The sequence below is a fragment of the Actinomadura physcomitrii genome (assembly GCF_008923205.2).
Lineage (GTDB): Bacteria > Actinomycetota > Actinomycetes > Streptosporangiales > Streptosporangiaceae > Spirillospora > Spirillospora physcomitrii.
Window position 1 is genome coordinate 43222 of the sequence record NZ_WBMS02000010.1, and the last position, 20065, is coordinate 63286.

At 68.9% G+C, this 20065-nt stretch carries 18 protein-coding genes; 5 read left to right on the forward strand and 13 right to left on the reverse strand.

The window, feature by feature from the left end; genetic code table 11:
• Window positions 1–18: 18 nt before the first annotated feature.
• The 4 genes from F8568_RS14690 to F8568_RS14705 are packed head-to-tail and all read right to left on the reverse strand — an operon-like array spanning window position 19 to window position 4208.
• Window positions 19–1014, reverse strand: a complete 996-nt coding sequence (locus tag F8568_RS14690; protein WP_151594104.1) for an oligopeptide/dipeptide ABC transporter ATP-binding protein — start codon at window positions 1012–1014, stop codon at window positions 19–21.
• Entirely contained in the window at window positions 1007–2080 is a 1074-nt protein-coding gene (locus F8568_RS14695; protein ID WP_151594105.1) for an ABC transporter ATP-binding protein, read from the reverse strand. The genes F8568_RS14690 and F8568_RS14695 overlap by 8 nt, the downstream gene beginning before the upstream one ends.
• Window positions 2080–2943 (reverse strand): ABC transporter permease, encoded by an 864-nt coding sequence (locus tag F8568_RS14700; RefSeq protein ID WP_151594106.1) that lies wholly within the window; start codon window positions 2941–2943, stop codon window positions 2080–2082. Before F8568_RS14700 ends, F8568_RS14695 begins: the two co-directional genes overlap by 1 nt.
• Window positions 2940–4208 (reverse strand): ABC transporter permease, encoded by a 1269-nt coding sequence (locus tag F8568_RS14705; RefSeq protein ID WP_151594107.1) that lies wholly within the window; start codon window positions 4206–4208, stop codon window positions 2940–2942. Before F8568_RS14705 ends, F8568_RS14700 begins: the two co-directional genes overlap by 4 nt.
• Before the next feature lie 269 nt (window positions 4209–4477).
• On the opposite strand from F8568_RS14705, the gene F8568_RS14710 reads away from it, so the two are divergent.
• The 5 genes from F8568_RS14710 (at window position 4478) to F8568_RS14730 (ending at window position 10776) form a co-directional block, all read left to right on the forward strand.
• Window positions 4478–6016, forward strand: a complete 1539-nt coding sequence (locus F8568_RS14710) for a class I adenylate-forming enzyme family protein (protein ID WP_160573622.1) — start codon at window positions 4478–4480, stop codon at window positions 6014–6016.
• 70 nt (window positions 6017–6086) lie between these two features.
• On the forward strand, window positions 6087–7622 hold the full coding sequence (locus tag F8568_RS14715; protein ID WP_151594109.1) for an AMP-binding protein: 1536 nt from the start codon (window positions 6087–6089) through the stop codon (window positions 7620–7622).
• A complete protein-coding gene (locus tag F8568_RS14720) occupies window positions 7615–8895 on the forward strand; it encodes an acyl-CoA dehydrogenase family protein (protein ID WP_236008756.1) in 1281 nt (426 codons plus the stop codon). Before F8568_RS14715 ends, F8568_RS14720 begins: the two co-directional genes overlap by 8 nt.
• Window positions 8892–10010 carry an acyl-CoA dehydrogenase family protein gene (locus F8568_RS14725; RefSeq protein ID WP_151594110.1) on the forward strand — a complete coding sequence of 373 codons (1119 nt, stop codon included), beginning with the start codon at window positions 8892–8894 and terminating at the stop codon, window positions 10008–10010. Before F8568_RS14720 ends, F8568_RS14725 begins: the two co-directional genes overlap by 4 nt.
• Before the next feature lie 169 nt (window positions 10011–10179).
• Window positions 10180–10776 (forward strand): TetR/AcrR family transcriptional regulator, encoded by a 597-nt coding sequence (locus F8568_RS14730; RefSeq protein ID WP_151594111.1) that lies wholly within the window; start codon window positions 10180–10182, stop codon window positions 10774–10776.
• Window positions 10777–10989: 213 nt separating this feature from the next.
• Here F8568_RS14730 and F8568_RS14735 read toward each other — a convergent pair whose 3' ends face one another.
• The 9 genes from F8568_RS14735 to F8568_RS14775 are packed head-to-tail and all read right to left on the reverse strand — an operon-like array spanning window position 10990 to window position 20041.
• Window positions 10990–11805, reverse strand: coding sequence for an SDR family NAD(P)-dependent oxidoreductase (locus F8568_RS14735; RefSeq protein WP_151594112.1), 816 nt, complete (start codon window positions 11803–11805; stop codon window positions 10990–10992).
• A 21-nt stretch (window positions 11806–11826) separates the two neighbouring features.
• Complete coding sequence (locus tag F8568_RS14740) at window positions 11827–13017, reverse strand: thiolase family protein (RefSeq protein ID WP_151594113.1); 1191 nt, start codon at window positions 13015–13017, stop codon at window positions 11827–11829.
• A 29-nt stretch (window positions 13018–13046) separates the two neighbouring features.
• On the reverse strand, window positions 13047–13811 hold the full coding sequence (locus F8568_RS14745; protein ID WP_151594114.1) for an SDR family NAD(P)-dependent oxidoreductase: 765 nt from the start codon (window positions 13809–13811) through the stop codon (window positions 13047–13049).
• 13 nt (window positions 13812–13824) lie between these two features.
• A complete protein-coding gene (locus F8568_RS14750; protein WP_151594115.1) occupies window positions 13825–14622 on the reverse strand; it encodes an MBL fold metallo-hydrolase in 798 nt (265 codons plus the stop codon).
• Entirely contained in the window at window positions 14619–15131 is a 513-nt protein-coding gene (locus F8568_RS14755; protein WP_151594116.1) for a (2Fe-2S)-binding protein, read from the reverse strand. The genes F8568_RS14750 and F8568_RS14755 overlap by 4 nt, the downstream gene beginning before the upstream one ends.
• Window positions 15128–16027 carry an FAD binding domain-containing protein gene (locus F8568_RS14760; protein WP_328600880.1) on the reverse strand — a complete coding sequence of 300 codons (900 nt, stop codon included), beginning with the start codon at window positions 16025–16027 and terminating at the stop codon, window positions 15128–15130. Before F8568_RS14760 ends, F8568_RS14755 begins: the two co-directional genes overlap by 4 nt.
• Window positions 15964–16644 (reverse strand): enoyl-CoA hydratase, encoded by a 681-nt coding sequence (locus F8568_RS14765; protein WP_328600881.1) that lies wholly within the window; start codon window positions 16642–16644, stop codon window positions 15964–15966. Before F8568_RS14765 ends, F8568_RS14760 begins: the two co-directional genes overlap by 64 nt.
• A complete protein-coding gene (locus tag F8568_RS14770; RefSeq protein ID WP_151594118.1) occupies window positions 16641–18995 on the reverse strand; it encodes a xanthine dehydrogenase family protein molybdopterin-binding subunit in 2355 nt (784 codons plus the stop codon). The genes F8568_RS14765 and F8568_RS14770 overlap by 4 nt, the downstream gene beginning before the upstream one ends.
• On the reverse strand, window positions 18992–20041 hold the full coding sequence (locus F8568_RS14775) for a zinc-binding dehydrogenase (RefSeq protein WP_151594260.1): 1050 nt from the start codon (window positions 20039–20041) through the stop codon (window positions 18992–18994). Before F8568_RS14775 ends, F8568_RS14770 begins: the two co-directional genes overlap by 4 nt.
• Window positions 20042–20065 lie beyond the last annotated feature (24 nt).

Genomic DNA, 20065 nt, shown 5'->3' on the forward strand with positions numbered 1-20065 from the left:
GGCAAGCGGGCCGGACGATCATCTGCCGGGCAGTGCCCGCAGCGGAAAGTGACAAGCCGCCAGATGACCGCCGCCGAAGTCCTGCAGCTCGGGCATCTGTTCTGCGCAGAGGGCCTGCGCCTTGGGGCATCGGGTACGGAACGGGCAGCCCGACGGCGGCGCCAGCGGCGAAGGCAGCTCGCCTTCGAGGTGGCCCTGTGCGCGGTCGCCTGCCCGGCGCAGCCCGGGGGCCGCCGAGATCAGCGCGTCGGTGTACGGGTGCACCGGGCGCTGGTAGAGCTCACCCGCAGGGCCGATCTCGGACAGGGTTCCGAGGTACATCACGGCGATCCGGTCGGACACATGCCGGACCACGCCCAGGTCGTGCGACACGAACACCGATGTGAGCCGCAACCGTGACCGCAGCTCGCGCAGGACATTGAGGATCTGCGCCTGAACGGATACGTCGAGGGCGCTGACGATCTCGTCGCACAGCATCAGCGCCGGCTCGGTGGCCAGTGCACGGGCGATCGCCACTCGCTGCAACTGGCCACCGGACAGCTCGCTCGACCGCCGTGCACCATGGTGGTGGGGATCGAGTCCCACCGCCTCGAGCAGTTCGGCGGACTTCTTCGCCCGGTCAGCCCTTGCCATACCTGCGGCGAGCATGGGCTCGGCGACCAGCTCACGGACCAGGAAGCGCGGGTCGAGCGAAGAGTAAGGATCCTGGAAGACCAGAGCCAACCTGCGACGCGCCTTGGTCAGACCACGGTGGTCGAGTCCGGTGAGCTCCACATCCTCCAAGAAGACTTTGCCCCGGCTCGGCCGCGGTGCCAGCATCACCGAGCGAAGCAGGGTGGACTTGCCGCAGCCGGACTCGCCCACGACACCGAGCGTCTCACCCTGATGAACGGCCAGGCTCACCCCCCGGAGGGCATGCACAGTCTGGCCCCGCCTCGCCGGGAATTCCTGGACGAGATCTTCGATGCGCAAGGCGATCTGGGTCTGCTCCGTGCCCGATACGGACTCAGGCATGGTTACTCCCGGTTGTCCCAACGGTCTGGTCGAGTGGGAAGAGGCATCGAACCTCATGGCTGCCGTCGGCGCTCAAGGGAGGCACGGCCGCGGCACAGTGCTCGCGCTGCTCCGCCTCCAGGGTCGCGGCGTGGAAGCAACGCGGCAGGAAGGCGCAGGAGTCGCCCTCCGCCCCGCGGATCGGCGGGCGGCCGGGGATCGCCCGAAGCGGCGTGTGGGGCTCGCTGTCCGCGCCAGGCGACGAGTCGATCAGCGCGCGGGTGTACGGCATCCGCATCGACGAGAACAGAGTCGCGGTGGGAGCCCTTTCGACGATCCGTCCGGCGTACATCACCGCGATCTCGTCCGTACGCTCCGCCGCGACCGCGAGATCGTGGGTCACCAGGACCAGCGCCATGTGCAGCTCGCGACGCAGCGCATCGAGCAGGTCCAGAATCTGGGCCTGGACCGTCACGTCCAACGCCGTCGTCGGCTCGTCCGCGATGAGCAGAGCGGGATTCGACGCCAGAGCGATGGCGATCATGACACGTTGCCGCATCCCCCCGGACAGCTCGTGCGGGTAGGCCCGCAACCGCTCCTCGACGGCCGGCATTCGCACGAGCTCGAGCAGCTCCCTCGCACGGGCACGCGCCCTCGCCCGGTCGGGCTTCTCGCTGTGCGCGTTGATCGCCTCGAGGAGCTGCCGACCGATCCGCATCGTCGGGTTCAGGGACCGCATCGGATCCTGGTAGATCATCGAGACGGCCGTCCCCCGCAGCGCGCGGTAGCGCCGCTCGGGCAACCCGACGAGTTGGGTGCCGGCGAGGACCATCGATCCCTGCACGATGGCCGTTCGAGGCAGCACGCCCATGACGGCCCGAGCGGTCACCGACTTGCCCGAGCCCGACTCGCCCACGATGCCCAGCGCCTGTCCCTTGGCCACTTGCAGGGACACGCCCTCGACCGCTCTGAACACCCGTCCCTCGCTCTGGAACTGCACGCTCAGGCCATCGATGTCCAACAGGAGGTCGCCGCCCTCTCCAGCGGATCCCCCTGGCCCCGGCGCATCCGGTGGTGCGCTCGCCATCAGCTGGCTCCCTTCGTGCGGGTACGAGTCGCGTCGGCGAGGAGGTTGATGCACAGCAACGTCAGGAACAGGAAGAGCCCGGGGACCACGACCAGGTGGGGATAGGTGGCCATCTGCGCCCTGCCCTCGGCGATCATCACTCCCCACGACGGGTTGGGCGGTCGGAGGCCGAGGCCGAGGAAGCTCAAAGAGGACTCGATCAGCACCGCCAGCGCCAGGTTGACCAGTGCGAAGGCCAGCAGCGGCGGCAGCGCGTTGGGCAGCAGGTGGCGCAGGACGATCCGCCACCAGGGCTCGCCGACCAGGCGGGCGGCCAGGATGTAGTCCTGGCCGCGCAGGGACAGCGCCGCCGACCGGGCCAGCCGGGCGTAGGCGGGTACGCTGAAGAACGCTATCGACAGGATGACGTTGAGCACGCTCGCGCCCAGCACGGCGTTGATCGCGATGGCGAACACGAGGGAGGGAAACGCCAGGATCACGTCCATGATCCGCATGATCACGGCGCCGAGGGGGCCCGCTCGGTACCCGGCGATCAAACCGAGCGCACCGCCGACCACGAAGCCGGCCGCCACGGAGGTCAGGGCGACGAGAAACGTCAGTTGCGCGCCGAACAGGGCGCGGCTGAGCATGTCACGTCCGAGCGTGTCCGTACCGAGGAGATGCCCTCCTGAGAACGGGGACAGGGCGACCGCCGACCCGTCGATGTCGTTCGGCCCGGGGATCGGCAGCACGGGGGCGAGCCCCGCCAGGACGGCCAGCAGCACGAGAGGGATGCCGGCGCCGAGCTGTGCCGGCGTCCAGCGCCGCCGCTTGGAGCGCGGCATGGCGGCGGCTGCGACCGGCTGAGTGTCGAGGACCGTCATGCGAGGCTCCCCCGGACGCGAGGATCGAGAAGTGTGTAGATCACGTCCACCAGCAGATTCACGAGTACATAGGCGATGGCGAGGAACAGCACGACCCCCTGCACCATGGGCAGGTCCCGTTGCAGGATGGAGTCGATCATCAGCCTCCCGACGCCCGGTAGCGCGAAGATCGATTCGACTACCACAGCGCCGCCGAGCAATCGACCGACATTGAGTCCCACGACGGTGACCAGCGGGAACAACGCGTTGCGCAGGACGTGCACGATGAGCACGCGCACCTCGGTGATCCCCTTCGAGCGCGCGGTGTCCACGTACTGCTCATCGAGGATCTCGAGCATCTGCGAGTGGACGACCCGGTAGTACACGCCGAACTCGGCGGTCGCCAGCGTCACCGCCGGAAGGATCATCGTCTTGAGGTTCGCGGCTAGGCCGCCGCTCAGCGGCACGAAACCGACCGCGGGCAGCAGCCTCAACCGCACCGCGAAGAACAGAACCAGCAACACACCGAGCAGGAATCCGGGCACGGAGATGCCCGCAGACGCCAGGGCGCTGCAGACCTTGTCGACCACGCCGCCGCGGAAGCGGACGGCCAACACTGCCAGGCCGACCGCAGCGGCGATCGCGATGATCTGCGCGAGCACCATCAGTTCGACCGACACCGAGAGCCGGTCGAGGACCGTCGGCAGAACCGCATCACCGGTGCGGACCGACGAGCCGAAATCTCCATGGAGGATCTGGAGCAGGTAGTCGCCGAACCGCTCGACAAGCGGTGCGTCCAGCCCCAGCTGCTTCTCGAGCGCTGCGATGGACTGCGGCGTGGCACTCTCGCCGAGGATCGTTGTCGCGACGTTGCCGGGGAGGACGTTGACCATGATGAAGGTCAGGGTCACAACACCCAGGACGACCGGAACCGTTTGAATTACTCGTCGTGCGAGGGGGGGCACGTCACCTCTCCCTTCGATGTCGATGACGCGCCGGCACTCGGCCCCTGGCGTCAGTGGCGGATCGGGAAGGTTGCGACGAGATCGACCTCGTCGGTGTCGGTGCATCGCGGAGCGGCGGCGCGAGAGCACTCCGCCGGATCGTGTCCGGCGAAGCGAGCTTCTCGAGAGGAAGCCTGATCGGAGTCGATCCAGCTCGCCGTCCTGGTGTGCCGCAGAGCGTGACATGCACCACATCAACTTGTCAACCAGCCAACTTGTTTCTTTCCGCGAGCCAGGCCGGCGCAGAGGCGAGGCGCGGAGGTGACGGGCATGCGAACGCATACTTGCCGACCAACCAACTAGTAACTATGCTCCGGTCCGAGGCTTCCGTGACTCGCGCAACAACGGCATCCGGCGGGCTGGGCGACGCAATGACGCGAAGCTCTGCTCCCCGCGTTGATGCGCGTCCCCTTCCCGACCGCCCGGGGTCCGGGCAACCCGGCACCCCGCCTACGGCGTCGAAGTCCGGCCCTGATCGCGGGGCCTGCCGCCGCTCATCGAAGCGAACACGGAGCCGTACCTTCCCCTCAGCCGGAAAGGCGGAGAACGAAATGCTCGACGCGGAGCAGGGAACACCGGAGTTCTGGGCACGGACGTCTCCGGACGCCCCAGCGGTCGTCCAGGGCGAGAAGACCCTTACCTACGGCGAATGGAACGACCGCGCCGACCGGGTCGCCGAGGGACTGAGCAGGCTCGGCCTGAAGGCGGGAGACCGACTCGGAATGCGCTTCCGACTCGGGATCGAATGGTTCGTCATCCAGCGGGCGTTGCAGAAGCTGGGCGTCGCCCAGGTCGCGGTGAATTGGAAACTGACGCCCGACGAGGCCACTTACATCATTGAGGACAGCGAGGCCGTCGGCCTGGCCTGCAACGACCGCGAGCCCTCCGCATGGGCGGCGCACAACGTCGGGCATCTGATCACCGTAGGCCAGGAGCCGGGCACGCCGGGCATGCGATACGAGGACCTGGTCGAGACTCCCGATCCAACGCCCCGCTTCGGTCCGCTCCGGGCCAACCTGGTGCTCTATACCTCGGGCACGACCGGCGCCCCGCGCGGCGTCCCGCCGCTCGAGCCGGGCAGCGTCGACGCGGACTGGCTCGACCGCTACCAGCGGTCGGTGGCCTCAGCGTCCCCCGTGAAGGAAGGCGGCGCGGTCCTGCTCACCCTCCCGGTGCACCACGGCGCGGGCCCCACCGTCGCGACCAGGGCCTGCGCGGCCGGCGGAACGGTCATCCTGCTGGATCCGTACGACGCCGAGGAAGCCCTGCGGCTCATCGAAAAGCACCAGGTATGGACCTGGACAGCGGTGCCCACCATGTTGCTGCGGGTCGCCGCACTGCCCAAGCAGACTTTGGACCGCTACGACCTCTCGTCGTTGAAGGTGCTCCGCACCGGCGCTTCAGCGGTCCCGTACTCTCTCAAGGAGTGGGTCATCGATCTCCTCGGTCCGGATGTGCTCTGGGAGACCTACGGTGCGAGCGAAGCCGGGATGATCTCCTACACCGCGCCCGAGTACCAGCTGACCAAGCCCGGTACCAGCGGCCGTCCGTTCGAAGGCGTTGAGATCGCGATCGTGGACGACGAGTGGAATCGCCGGCCCGCGGGTGAGACCGGGGAGATCGCCGTCAAGACCCCCATGGTGATCGACCACTACCTGGGCCGCGGCCCGCTCGGCGAGGACACTCTCAAGGACGGCTTCTACCGGACGGGCGACGCGGGTCACCTCGACGAGGACGGCTTCCTCTACATCACCGACCGGGTCAAGGACATGATCGTGGCAGGCGGGGTCAACATCTATCCGGCCGAGATCGAGAAGGTCCTGGTCCAGCACCCCGACGTGATCGATGCCGCGGTCATCGGCATCCCCGAGCCGACCTTCGGCGAGCAGCCGCTGGCCTTCATCGTCGTGGATCCCCCGACCACGCTCAACGATGACGAGCTGCTGGCCTTCCTCGACGGCAAGCTCGCGCCCTACAAGCGTCCCCGCAAGTTCGTCTACGTCGAGGAGCTGCCCGTGAACCCCACGGGCAAGGTCTTGAAGTCCGAGCTCCGCAAGCCGTACTGGTCCGACCGCGAACGGGCCATTTGACCCGGCTGGACGCGGCCGACCCTAGGCACCCCGAAACAGCCCGGCCAGCGTATTCGCGAGGGAGCGCATAATGCGGATCCACGACATCCTCTCCTGCACGGCGGGCCGGCGCGCGGACGAACCGGCCCTGATCTTCGAAGACCGGACCTGGACCTTCGCGGAACTCGACCGCGACGCCCGCAGGCTGGCATCCGGGATCACCCGTTATGCGGCCCCTGGAGACCGCATAGCGATATTCACGGAGAACAACCCGGAGTACATCCTGGCCTATTACGGCGTCCCCGCGGCGGGGATGACGTTGGTCTTCCTCAACTACCGGCTCAGCTCCCGCGAGGTCGCACTGAACCTCAGTGACTCCAGTCCCACCGTGCTCATCACTGAGCAGAAGTATCTGGAGACGGCCCGGCGAGCGATGGCCGATGTGCCTTCGGTCCGTACCCTGGTCTGCCTCGACGGCGCCGACGAATCGACGCTGACCTGGGCGGACCTGCTGGCCGATCCGGTGGAGCCGCCCACGGGTTCGGAGAACGAACCCGCATGGCTGCTGTACACCTCCGGCACCACCGGGCGGGCGAAGGGGGCGGTGCTGACCCATCGCAACGTCGTCGCGGCCGTCCTGAGCACTGTGATGAGCTCTGAGCACGACCATGAACCCGGCGTGATGATGATGCCATGGCCGCTGTGCCACATTGCCGGCTACGGCGTGCTGATGGCCCACATACGCGGCGACGCGGCGGTCCTGCTCCGCCGCTACGACACCGTGCAGTTCCTGGAGGCCGTGCAGACCCATCGGGTGAAGCAGACCACGATGGCGCCCACCATGATGGCGATGATGCTACGGCATCCCCGGTTCACCGAGTTCGACCTATCGTCCCTCAAGCTGATCAGCTACGGCTCCGCTCCGATGCCGGCGGCGGTCCTACGCGAGGCGTTCGCGGCGTTCCCGAACGCGCGATTCAAGACCGGGTTCGGGATGACCGAGCTGACGGGCAACGCGACCGTTCTCCGTCCGGCGGACATCGAATACGCGCTGGCTTCCGACCAGAGCCTGCTGACCAGCGTCGGAAAGCCGCAATGGCTCACCCAGGTCCGGATCGTGGACGCCGAGGGCAACGACACCGCCGTGAACGAGGTGGGCGAGCTGGTGGTCCGCGGCGACCAGGTCTGCACGGAGTACTGGAACCGGCCCGAGGCCACCGCCGAGGCGAACCGCGGCGGCTGGTTCCACAGCGGTGACCTCGCCAGACGGGACGCTCGCGGCTACCTCTACATCGTCGACCGCAAGAAGGACATGATCTTGACCGGCGGCGAGAACGTGTACAGCCGGGAGGTGGAGGAGGTCCTGCACCAGCATCCGGCAGTGGCCGCCGCGGCGGTCGTCGGGCAGCCGGACGAGATGTGGGGCGAGTTGGTCGTCGCCTTCGTGGAACCGCGAGACGGCCTCACCCCGACCGAGGAAGACGTGCGCGACTTCTGTCGCGGCCTGCTCGCCGGCTACAAGATCCCGCGCCGCGTGCTGGTCGTCCCCGAGCTGCCTCGCACGACCTCTGGGAAGACCCGCAAGCCGGAGCTGCGCAAGCTGCTCACTGACGACCGCGTTGTGTGAACAATCGATTCCGAGGAGGAGATCCCGTTGTCAGTGTCGACTCGAGTCGTCGATCAGGAATGCTGTCGGCGAGGCGGGAGGTGCGGAGATGAGTGATCTCTCCACCTATCGCGAGAACCTGCGTGCCTGGTTGCGCGCGAATGCGCCCGCGCCCACGCCCACGATCGACTTGAACGCCGCCAAAGCCTTCCAGGCCTGCCTTTTCGACGCCGGGTACGCCGGGATCACCTGGCCGAAGGACGTGGGCGGGCAGGGACTGGGGCCCGAGTACCAGCAGATCTTCTCGGAAGAGTCCAGTGATTACGAACTGCCCACTTCCCCGTTCGGGCTCGGAATGGGCATGTGCGGGCCCACCTTGAACGATCTCGGAACGGCGCAGCAGCGCACCCGCTACCTGCCGAAACTGCTGCGCGGTGAGGAGATCTGGTGCCAGCTGTTCTCCGAGCCCGGCGCGGGCTCGGACGTGGCGTCGCTGCAGACCCGCGCGGTCCGTACCGACGACGGCTGGGTCGTCGACGGGCAGAAGGTGTGGACCACCAATGCGCAATTCGCCGACTACGGAACGCTGCTGGCCCGGACCGACCCGGACCGTCCGAAGCACTCGGGCCTGACGATGTTCGTCATCGACATGCGTGCCCCTGGCGTGACGGTCCGACCGCTCCGGGACATGACCGGCCACGCCCCATTCAACGAGGTCATCCTGGACTCTGTCCGGCTGCCTGCCGACGCCGTGATCGGCGAGGTCAATGACGGCTGGAAGGCCGCGGTGGTCATGCTCGGCCACGAACGCGTGGCGATCGGGTCACGGGGCAACTCGAAGACGAATCCGTTCGATTTCGACGGTGTGCACGCGATGGCCCGCGATCTGAACCTCGACGGCGACCCGGCCATCCGCGCCGGACTCGCCGACCTCTACACCCGCGAGCGGGTGCTCGATCTGTTCAACATCCGGGTCGGACAGGAGACCTCCGCGGGGACCCCGCCCGGCGCGCGCGGCTCGGTCGGCAAGCTGGCGGGCACCATGCTCGCCCGCCTCGCCGTGGAGGTCGTCAGCGAGATCGCCGGACCCGCCGCCGCAGGCTGGGAGCCCGACGACACCCGGGCCGACGCCGTCGCCCTCGGCATCAATTCCACTCCGTCGTCCGGGATCGCGGGCGGCACCAACGAGATTCAGCGCGGAATCATCGGCGAGCGCATCCTCGGCCTGCCGAAGGAGCCTTCGGTGGACCGAGGCGTCCCGTTCCGCGAGCTGAAGGTGGGGACCCAGCGATGAAACTGCTACTCGATGCCGAGCACGAGGCGCTGCGCGCCGCCGTCCGCGACCTGCTGACCGACCGGGCCGATTCCGCCCGGGTCCGGGCCGCGATGGAGTCCCCGGAGGGGTTCGACCGGGACCTTTGGATCCGGCTGGGCCGCGACCTCGACGCCCTCGGTCTGGTCGTGCCGGAGAAGCTCGGTGGCGCCGGAGCCGGGCACGTGGAGCGGTCCGTGGTGGCCGAGGAGCTGGGGCGTGCGCTCGCGCCATCGCCCTTCCTGGCCTCGGCGGTGCTCGCCACGGACGCGCTGCTCGCGCTCGACGACGAGAAGGCACAGCAGGATCTGCTACCGCGCATGGTGTCCGGGGAGACGATCGTTGCGCTGGCGGCCGCCGAGCCCGGTGCGCCGTGGGGCCCCGGTGCCGCCACGGCGACCGAAGGCGCGGGCGGCTGGACCGTCGACGGGCGCAAGACCCCCGTCGTCGCCGGCGACCTGGCCGACGAGTTCCTCGTGGTCGCTAACGCCCCCGACGGTCCCGCCTGGTTCCGCGTCGCCGCAGCCGACGTCACGCGCACCACGCTGACCACACTGGACCCGACCCGCAGGCTCGCCTCGGTGACTCTGAGGAGCGCGAGCGCGGTCCGGCTGGAGTCCGCCGACCCGCGGGCGGCGCTGGACCGGGTGGCGGACCTCGCCGCCGTCGCGCTGGCGGCCGAGCAGCTCGGCGGTCTGCGGCGAGTGCTCGAGACGACCACCGAGTACGCCAAGATCCGCGTCCAGTTCGGCCGCGCGATCGGCTCCTACCAGGCGGTCAAGCACGGACTGGCGGACATGTACTGCGACTGGGAGCTGGGGCTCTCCGCGGTGCGCTACGCCGCATGGGCCGCTGACGAGGCACCGGACGAGCTGCCGGTCGCTGCGGCGCTCGTCGCGAACCACCTCGGCCCGGCCTACTTCCGCGGCGCGGCCGCGGGTGTGCAATACCACGGCGGCATCGGTTACACGTGGGAGCACGACGCCCACCTCTTCTACAAGCGGGCCAAGAGCACCGAATTGCTGTTCGGTTCGACCGCTTGGCAGAAGGCGCGGCTCGCCGACCGGCTCGAGATCGGCCGGAGGGCCGCCGGATGACCAGGGCCTTCCAGGACACCCACGAGGATCCGGTCCGCGCCGACCTGTAAACGAGCTCGTCCGGCTGGTACCTCCCACCGAATCGCTCTGGCCCACCCCACCCGATCCTTTGCGAGAACGTGGCGGTTATTTGAGTGACGGGCTGGCGCATCGCGCATTAACTGGGGGTATGGATAAGGACATAAGTGACCCGGAACAGATCACCCGGATCTCCAATGTCGCCGCACATCTGTTCGCGGAATTGGGTTACGATAATACTACGGGGGAAATGATCGCCGAGGCGGCCGGAGTCAATCGGGAAGTTGTCACGGCGGCCGGCGGGCGCGCGGCTCTGTATCGGCACGCACTAGAGCGTTTCTATCGAGATGAACGCGACATGCTCGATCGCGTGTCCACAGCGCCCGGCGCCGGCAAAAGCAGATTCAGTGCAGCCCTCGACCATATTCTGGATTTCTATCTCGACCGGCGAGAGATGATAGCGATCTGGCAGCAACGCGGTTTGGCGGACGCGTCGGACATGGACGACGTCGAGGAGCGGTACCAGGTTCCGAGCAACGAGAGGGCGGCGGCCATCCTGGGGCCCGAAGTCGCGACGGGCCCCAGGTTCCAAATGATCCGCAATGTCTTCTCCTGGTGCTTGGTGAGTTTCATATACAGAGGATTGTCGCCGGTCGACGGGCCGGTGCTGGACCCTGCGGATCCCCGGGCTCGGGAATTGTTCCACGAGTACATGATCGAACTTTACGAGAGGCTAGAGGTGGCATGACCGCCGGTGCGTGCGGAGAAGGACGGCCACGCATGCCGAAAGGCCCGGCCCCATCTGCGATGTGATCACCGGGGCCCGGCCGGTCTCGCTTACATGCGGCCCGTCATCCGCTGACCGCGCGGACGTTCGCCTCGCGGCCGCGGGGCGGGCGCCGACTGCGACACAGTGGTCGCGGCTGCGCCCGCTCCGAGCTGGTCCCGCGTGTGGGTGCGGTCACTCACCGCCCTGGGCCCGGGCGGCCAGACTGCTCCAGTCCTCCCAGGTCTTGAGCCGCTCGCCGTATTTCGCGGAGGCGATGAGCTGCGGCATTGTGCCGAAGAAGACGCGCAGCGGAGGATCGGCGGCGTCGACGACCTCCAGCAGGGCCGGCCCCGCGGCAACAGGGTCTCCCGCGTTGGCGGCACGGGAGGACCTCGCCTTGCGGATGTCCTCATAGGGCGGCAGGGACTCCGCCCAAGTAGCCGAGGAACCCGCCCAATCAGTGGCGAAACTACCCGGCTCGACGAGGGTGACCTTGATACCGAAGCGGGCGACCTCCTGCGCGAGTGATTCGGTGATCCCTTCAAGGGCCCACTTGGACGCGTGATAGCCGCCCAGCGCGGGGAAGGCGACGACACCGCCGATGGAGGAGATCTGGACGATGTGGCCACTCCCCTGCTTACGCAGGTAGGGCAGCGCGGCCTGGGTGACCCAGAGAGCGCCGAAGAAGTTCGTCTCCATCTGCGAACGGATGTCGTTCTCGCTGAGCTCTTCGACCGCGCCGAACAGGCCGTAGCCGGCGTTGTTGACCACCACGTCCAGCCGGCCGAAGTGCTGGTGGGCCTGCGCAACGGTCCTGACGACATCGTCACTCGAGGTCACGTCCAGCGGGACGGCCAGGATCCTTTCGCCGTGAGCCGCGACCAGGTCGGCCAGCGAGTCGACGTCGCGCGCCGTTGCGGCGACCCTGTCACCGCGTTCCAGGGCGGCCCGGACGAACTCACGGCCGAATCCACGCGATGAGCCGGTGATGAACCAGACCTTGCTCATGAACGCACCTCCTGTTGCTGTTCAGTCATTGACGCGGACGACGGCGGCGCCCGCGGTGTCACCGGCCGCGCATCCGGTGAAAAGGCCTATGCCACCGCCTCGTAGGCGGAGCGTCTCAACAAGTTCCGCGAGGGCGCGCATTCCGGTCGGCGCTTGCGGGTGCCCCCAGATCAGACTGCACCCGTGGTCGTTCATCTTGTCCAAGGGAACATTCATGGTTCGGGCGAAGTAGACGTCGTTGACGGCGAACGGGTTGTGAGTGGTGATCGCGTCGACTTGCTCGATTCCCAGGCCGGCGTCGGCGAGCGCGGCCAGCGCGGCGGGAACGGGTGCCTTCGGCATGTGAGTCGCCGCGACTCGGGCGAAACCCACCGCGAGAACCTCCACGACTCCTTCGCCGCGGGACAGCTCCCGCGCCCGCGCCGTGCCGGTGACGACGGCGCCGGCGGCCCCATCGGCTGGGTGGGTCTGGGTGGCGCCGGTGTGCAGCCCGCCCGGCTGGGCGGGGCCGAGTTCGGCGATCGCCTCTCGTTCCACGGGCCGCACACCCTCGTCCCGTTCGATCAGAGTGGTTCGGCCGCGACGGGCCGGCAGTTCCACCGGCACCATGTACCTGCGCTGGAAGGCGCGGTCGTCGGCCAGCGCCCGGGCGTACTGCTCGTAGCGCAGGGCGGCGACATCGTCGAGTTCGTCGCGGGTCACGCCCAGTTCGGCGGCCACGGTCTCTCCCGCGGCCAGCATCGAGGTCCCCGCCCAGGGGTCGTGGGCGAAGTTGCGCTGGACGAGGTTCTCCACTCGCGGTGCGCCACCGGGCGCGGACGGTGCGGGGTAGACGATGTTCGGGCCGTTGCTGGTGCGATCGGTGGTCAGCACCAGCTGCGTACCGCCACCGGTCATGGTGTTCGCGGCGGCGGCGTGCAGGCAGGCCACGGCGGTGGCACAGGCCTGGTTGATCATTGGCCCGGTGACGGCCGTGGCTCCAAGGCGCGCGGCCACGGTGGGGGCGCCGAAGAACGAACCCTCCTGGGGAATCGTGATGCCGAGCACGATCCCGTCCACGTCGGCGGCGTCGACTTGGCGGTCCCGCAGAGCCCTGCCGGTGACGTTCACGGCGAGGTCCAGGCTGGACGTCTCGGCCAGTGCTCCCTGCCAGCGGGTGAAGGGCGACGACCAAAGCAGACCCTGTGGCATGGCGACGTTCTGGTAACGCATGAGGTGACTCCGTGAGATGTGATCCGTCGTCAGGGCATGGCATAGCCGCCGTTGACCGAGACCACCTGGCCGGTGGTCCATGAGGACAGCGGCGATGCCAGCAGCAGGACGGTGGGGGTGATGTCCTCGGGACGTCCGAGCCGGCGCAGCGGGTACGCGGCCAGGATCTTCTTCATCCGGGCTTCGTCGGCGTTGCCGGTATGCGCATCGAGGCTGCCGGTCTGCACGAGTGCGATCGACACCGCGTTGGCTCGGATTCCGTGCCTGGCCAGTTCCTTGGCCAGCGACTTGGTCAGGCCGACGGTGGTGGAGCGCGTGGTGGCGGTTACCAGGAGCCGCGATTCTCCAACGCGGCCGGAGTCGCCCATCAGGCTCACGATGGAGCCCCCGCCGTTGTCGACCATCTGCTTGGCCACAGCCTGGGTGACGCGCAGCGTTCCGGCGACGGTGACGCCGATCTGCGGTGCCCAGTCGTCCTCAGTGGTCTCGAGGAACGGTTTGCTCTGCGTAGCCGCTGCATTGTTGACGAGGATGTCGATCGGCCCCAGTTGCGCCTTGACCTGAGCCACTGCCGCGTCCACGGCCGGGCCGTCCTGAAGATCGGCGCCGATGGCGGTCGCCCGGACGCCCAGCGCTGCGGCCTCCTTGGCGGCCTCCTCCGCGCCCGCGGAGGAGGAGTGGTAGTGGAACGCGACGTTGGCGCCCTCGGTCGCGAAAGCGTGCCCGATGGCGCGCCCGAGGCCCTGGCCGGCGCCGGTGACGAGGACGGTCTTGCCTGTGAGTTGAAGATCCATGGGAGGTGATTCCTTAGACGATGGTCCAGTGGCGGGTCTCGGCCACGGTGATGACCCGGCCGAACCGCATGCCGGGCAGGTGCGGGGCCGCGATCACTTGCGAGGTGTCCGCGGCGCTCTCCAGCACCGACCGTCGGACGGACTCGGCGGCGTCGGGGTCGACGTCGTGGATCCAGCGCAGATCCGGGTCGCTGATCTGCGCCGCCGAGTGCACGACATCGCCGAGGAACAGGGCGCGCTCACCTCCGCTGGAAGCCACGTAGATGCTGGAGCCGGGGGTGTGGCCGGGCGAGTGCCGGGCGTCCAGGCCCGGAAGGAGCGTGACGTCCCCCTCGAACGGCTCGAGACGGTCGCGTAGCGGCGCGAGTTTGCGCACGGCGCCGGGAACCGCATCGGGCCCGTCGACGAAGTGCTCCCAATCGGCGGCGTGTACGCGATGAGTCGCGTTGGGGAACACGATCTCACCCTTCCGCGTCGCCCAGCCGACATGGTCGAAGTGCAGATGGGTGAACAGGACGTCGGTGACGTCCTCCGGGGCCGTGCCCAGCGAGCGCAGGCTGTCGATGAAGGCGCCGCCCGTGTATCTGTCGCTTTCGATTCCACCGATCCCGACGTCGATGAGGACCGTCCGGCTCTGGCTCCGCACCAGAAAGCCGCCAAGCGGGAACTCGAGATTGCCTCGTGCATCGAGGAGGTTCTCGTGGCAGGCCCAGGCATCGGTGTCGCCACCCGTCCGGGTCAGCACTTCGCGGGCGACTTCGCGACCGGTCCCGTCGTACACGGGGAGTATCTCAATCGACCCGATCTTCATGTGGTCCCTCCCGTTACCTCTGTCGGGGCCGCGTCGTCCATGCCCGCCGCCATTTCCTCCGCGGCCGCCTGCACGGCGTCGACGATCGACGCGTAGCCGGTGCAGCGGCAGATATTGCCGGACAGTTCTTCGCGGATGCGCCGCCGTGTCGGGGAAGTCTCCCGGTGCAGCAAGTGCAGCGCCGACATGAGCATTCCCGGAGTGCAGAAACCGCATTGCAGTCCGTGCTGGTCACAGAAAGCGCGCTGGAGCGGGTGCAGCGTGCCGTCCTCTGCGGCCATGCCCTCCACGGTGGTCACCGAGCACCCGGAGGCCTGGACGGCGAACATAAGGCAGGCCCTGATCGGCCTCCCGTCGAGGAGGATCGTGCACGCCCCGCAGACTCCCTGCTCGCAGCCGAGGTGCGTTCCGGTGAGGCCGAGGCCTTCCCGGAGGGCGTCGGCCAGGGTGGTGCGGGGCTCGACCTCCATGCTCACCGCTTCGCCGTTGACCGTGAAGCCGACCTTCACGCTGGTACTCCCTCGGGTCGCTCTCGGAGCCGGAGCAGTGCCCGGCGCGTGTGCTCGGCGGTCATGGCGCGGCGGTAGGCCGCGGTGGCGTGCAGGTCGTCGGCCGGATCGATCCCCGAGGCGGTCAGCCGCGCCGCCTCGTCGAAGGCCGCGGGTGTCAGTTCCACGTCCGCGAGCCGGGCCTCGGCGTCCACCGCCCGGTACGGGACGCCGCCGACGCCGCCAACGGCGATCCGCACCCGGCCGTCGATCTCCGCCGCCGCGACGGTGACGAGACCGAAGTCGCCATGGCGACGCGACAGTTCGGCGAATCCCCACCGCCGCGGAACCGGAAAGTCCAGGGCAATGATCATCTCGTCATGGCCCAGTGTCGTCTCGAAGGGGCCGGCGAACAGGTCCGCGGCTGGGATCCGCCGGCGTCCAGCCGGGTTCGCGACCAGAGCGACGGCGTCGAGCGCCGTGGCGACGACGGGCAGCTCCGCGGACGGGTCGGCGTGAGCGATGCTGCCGCCGACGGTGCCGCGCGAACGGATCGCCTGGTGTCCGATCCAGCGTGCGGCCTCCGCAAGAAGCGGATGCGCGCGCTGCTCGGACAGGGCGGAGTGCCGTGTGAGGGCTCCGATGCGGACGACGCCGTCGGCGATCGCCATCCCGCCCAATCCGGGGATCCGGTTGACGTCGACCACCAGCGAAGGCCGGCCCATGCGCAGCGCCATCAGCGGAACGAGGCTCTGCCCGCCTGCCAGGATCTTCGCTTCGCCTTCGGCCGCCGCCAACGCGCCTACCGCCTCCGTGACGCTCGTGGCCTGCAGGTAGTCGAAACGGGCGGGCTTCACGACGTCGCTCCCGTATCGGGCCAGCAGCGCTCGAAGGCCGCGTCCAGTTCGGCGTCCCACAGGCGCGGCTCGAACATCGACTCCAGCGCCTTCTTGGAGTACGCCAGCGACTGAGACGCGAACGCGGCGACTTCCCTGGCCCATGCGAGCGCGTCGGGCAGGTCACCGAGGCGATCCACCAGCCCACGCGCGAACGCGACCTCCGCGCCGATCGTTTCGCCGCCGATCAACAACGCCCTTGCCGAGCCGCCTCCCGCCAGCAGCGCGAGCCTCCGCACGGTCCAGGGATCGACGGCGAGCCCCTTGCGCGCGGTAGGCACCGCGAACCTGGCCGTCTGTGCGGCGACGCGCAGGTCGCACGCGATGGCCAGCTGAGTGCCGGCCCCGATGGCGGGGCCGTTGACCGCGGCGATGACCGGGACCGAAGCGGCGGTGATCGTACGCAGCATCCCGTAGAGCGCCGTGCGGAACCCCTGGTCGTACACCCCCGATAGATCCGCTCCCGCGCAGAAGCATGAGCCCTGGCCCGTGACCACGATGGCGCGGGCGCCTTTGGCGAGCGCGGTCTCGAACGCCTCTCGCAGCGCGTCGCAGGCCGTGATGTCGAGGGCGTTGCGCCGCTCGTGCATGTCCAGGACCAGCATCGCGACGCCGTCGTCGAAGTCGGAGGTGATCACTGGACCGCCTCCCAGACCACGGCCGGCGTGATCGGCAGGCGGGAGATCCGGACGCCGAGGGCGTCGGCGACCGCGCCTGCGAGCACGGCGTTCGGACCGAGGGTGCCGCCTTCGCCCACGCCACGCACGCCCAGCGGGTTGTCCGCCGGCACCTCGATGTGGCCGATGTCGAGTTCGGGTATCTCGGCGCTGGTAGGCATCAGGTAGTCCATCAACGTTCCAGTGGTGAGGTTGCCCGCCTCGTCGTAGACCAGGTGCTCGTACAGCGCCCCACCGATGCCCTGGACGATGGCACCGGCCACCTGGCCGTGGACGATCTGCGGGTTGATCACCCGTCCGGTGTCCTCGACGCACGCCCATCGCAAGATCGCCATCTCGCCGGTGGCTCGGTCGACCTCCACGATGGCGGCCTGGACTCCGGCGGCGAACGCCCCGCGGATCGGGTCGTAGAAGCGGGTCGCCTCAAGACCGGGTTCGAAGCCGTCCGGCAGCCGGTTGGATTCGAGATACGCGACCCGGGCCAGTTCGGCGAGCGTGGCGAGCTCGTCCCGGACGCCTATGATGTGGACCCGCCCGGCCTCCAGCTTGAGTTTGGCCTCCTCGACCTCGAAGAGCGCCGCGGCCAGCGCGAGCACCCTGCCGCGCACCGCCTCCCCGGCACGGTGCGCGGCCCCGCCGCCGATGACCGCCTGCCGGGAGGAGAAGGCACCGAATCCCCAGAGAGACTCGGTGGTGTCCCCGATGCGGACATCGACGTCGTCATAGGCGACGCCGACCGCATCCGCGACGACCTGCGCGATCGTCGTCTCCAAGCCCTGTCCTTGGGACGTCACCCCGGACAGTACGGTGACCCTGCCGTCGGGGTTGATCCGTACGGTGCAGGCGTCGTGCCCGGTGCGGAAGGCCATACGCGGTCCCGCAGCCGCTGCCCGCCCGAGTCCGGTCAGCTCGTTGTAGCAGGCGAACCCGACGCCGATCGGGTTCTCCCCCGCTTCCCGGCGCCGCGCCTGCTCGGCGCGGAATCCGTCGTACCCGATGCTGTCGAGCACCTTGTCGAGGCACTCGCCGTAGCGGCCGGATTCGTCGATCAACCGCGTCGGCATCCGGTACGGGACGTCCCCGACGGTGATGAGGTTGCGCCGGCGGATGTCCACGGCGTCCATGCCGAGCTCGTGGGCGGCCTCATCCAGGACCGTCTCCATGGCGAAGACGCTGGCCGGTCTCGCCACGCCCCGGTACGGACCCGAGGGCGAGGTGTTGGTGGCGACGCCGCGAACCGTGCACCGGTAGTGGCCCAGCCTGTACGGCCCGGTCAGCAGTCCTCCGGCCATCAGCGGTTCGATGCCGGCCGTCCACGGATACACCGAATAGGCTCCGACGTTGCAGGTGACGTCGGCTTCGAGCGCCAGCAGCCGCCCGTCCTCGGCAAAGCCCGCACGCATCAGATAACGGTGGTCGCGGGCGTGCGTGGCCGCCAGTAGGTGCTCCGAACGATCCTCCACCCACTTCAATGGCACGCCTCGCATCGCGCGCGCCATGAGGCACAACGCGACGTCCTCCGGATACAGGACGGCCTTGGTGCCGAAGCCTCCGCCGACGTCCGGGGCTATGACTCGTACGTTCCCCTCGGGAAGCCCCACCAGTTCGGCCAGCATGTTGCGGGCAAGGTGCGGAACCTGGGTCCCGGACCAGAACGTGAGCCTGTTGTCGGCGTAGTCCCAGAGCGCGACGCCGGCGCGGCACTCCATCGGGTTGCCCGCGTGCCGGTTGGTCACCAGTTCCCGCTCCAGGACCAGATAGGCGCCGGCCATGGTCTCGGGCACGTCGCCCGCTTCGAACGTCCGCTGCAGCAGCACGTTGTCAGGCGCCTCGTCATGCACCGGCACCTCAGGCTCGGCCCACGCGCACACCGTCGCGGGCAACGGCTCGTAGTCGACATCGATCAACTCGATCGCGTCCTCAGCCTGGTATCGATCGCCTGCCACGACAGCGGCGACCGCCTCACCCGCGAACCGGACCTTTGCCCGGGCGAGCACCGGCTGCTCGGTCTCGATGTACGACGGCAGCGCCGACAGTGCCCGCAGCCCGACCGCGGCGATCTCCGCGGAGTCCCCGGTGAACACGCCGTCCACGCCATCGGCCGTCCGGGCGGCCGAGGCGTCGATCCGGCGAAGGCGCGCGTGCCCGTACGGGCTGCGCAGGAAGGCCACCTGCCGCATTCCGGGGAGCCGCAGGTCCGAGACGTAGCGGCCGTGGCCGGTGACGAGCCGGCCGTCCTCTTTGCGGCGGACGGTCGTCCCGACCGCGCCGCCCTCCTCGGGGGTATCCCCCGGCAGGGTGCTGATGGTCATGAGCGCCCCGGTTCGATGAGGGTGCGGATGCCCCGGCCCCGGGCCATGTCGGCGAACGCGTCCTCGACGTCGTCGAGGTTCCCATGGCCGGTGACGAGCTGGGCGAGGTTCAGCCGTCCGGAACGGACCAGGTCGAAGTAGCGAGGAAGATCCGCGCGGGCGTCCAGGGATCCGCTCACCGAGCCGACCAGCGTGCGGGCGAAATGGAACAGTTCGAGAGCGCTGAAGAGAACCTGGTCGTCCTTGCCTCCGATGCCGACCACACACACGGTGCCGCCACGCCGGGTCATGCTCCACGCGTCACGGATCGTGCGTCCCGACCCGACACAGTCGAACGCATAGTCCACGCCCTGCTTGCCGGTCAGCCCGCGGACCGCCTTACGCGTCTCGTCATCGGCGGGGAGGAAATGGTCGGCGCCCAGATCCAGAGCCAGCTTCGCCTTGTCCGGGTTGCGGTCGGACGCGATCACAGTCGCCGCGCCGGCGAGCTTGGCTCCCTGGATGGCCGACAGTCCCACGCCGCCCAGTCCGAGCACGAGCACCGACGAACCGGGAGCGACCTCGGCGGTCTTGTTCACGGCACCGACGCCGGTCGTGACGGCGCAGCCCAGCAGGGCGGCGTCTCGGCTGTCGATGTCGTCCGGAACCTTCACCACCGCAGCGGCCGGGACCACGGTCTGCTCGGCGAACGATCCCACGGTCAATCCTGGATACACGGGCTCTCCAGCGGCATCGACCGCATACGGCTCGAACGAACGCTCCGATCCGTTCACGCACAGATGCGCCTCACCGCGCGAGCAGTGGACGCAGCGGCCGCATGGCGTGATCCACAGGAGGATCACCCGGTCGCCTTCGGCGACCTCAGTCACGCCGGCGCCCGCCTCGACGACCGTGCCGCACGCCTCGTGGCCGAGGACGGCCGGCATCAGCTGCGCCAGTACACCGCGAGCGAGAGACAGATCCGAGTGGCACACTCCCGTCACGTCGATCCGGACCCGCACGTCACCAGGGCCGACATCGCGGAGCCGGATTCGCTCGACGCGCATCGGGGCGTCCTGAGAACGCACCAC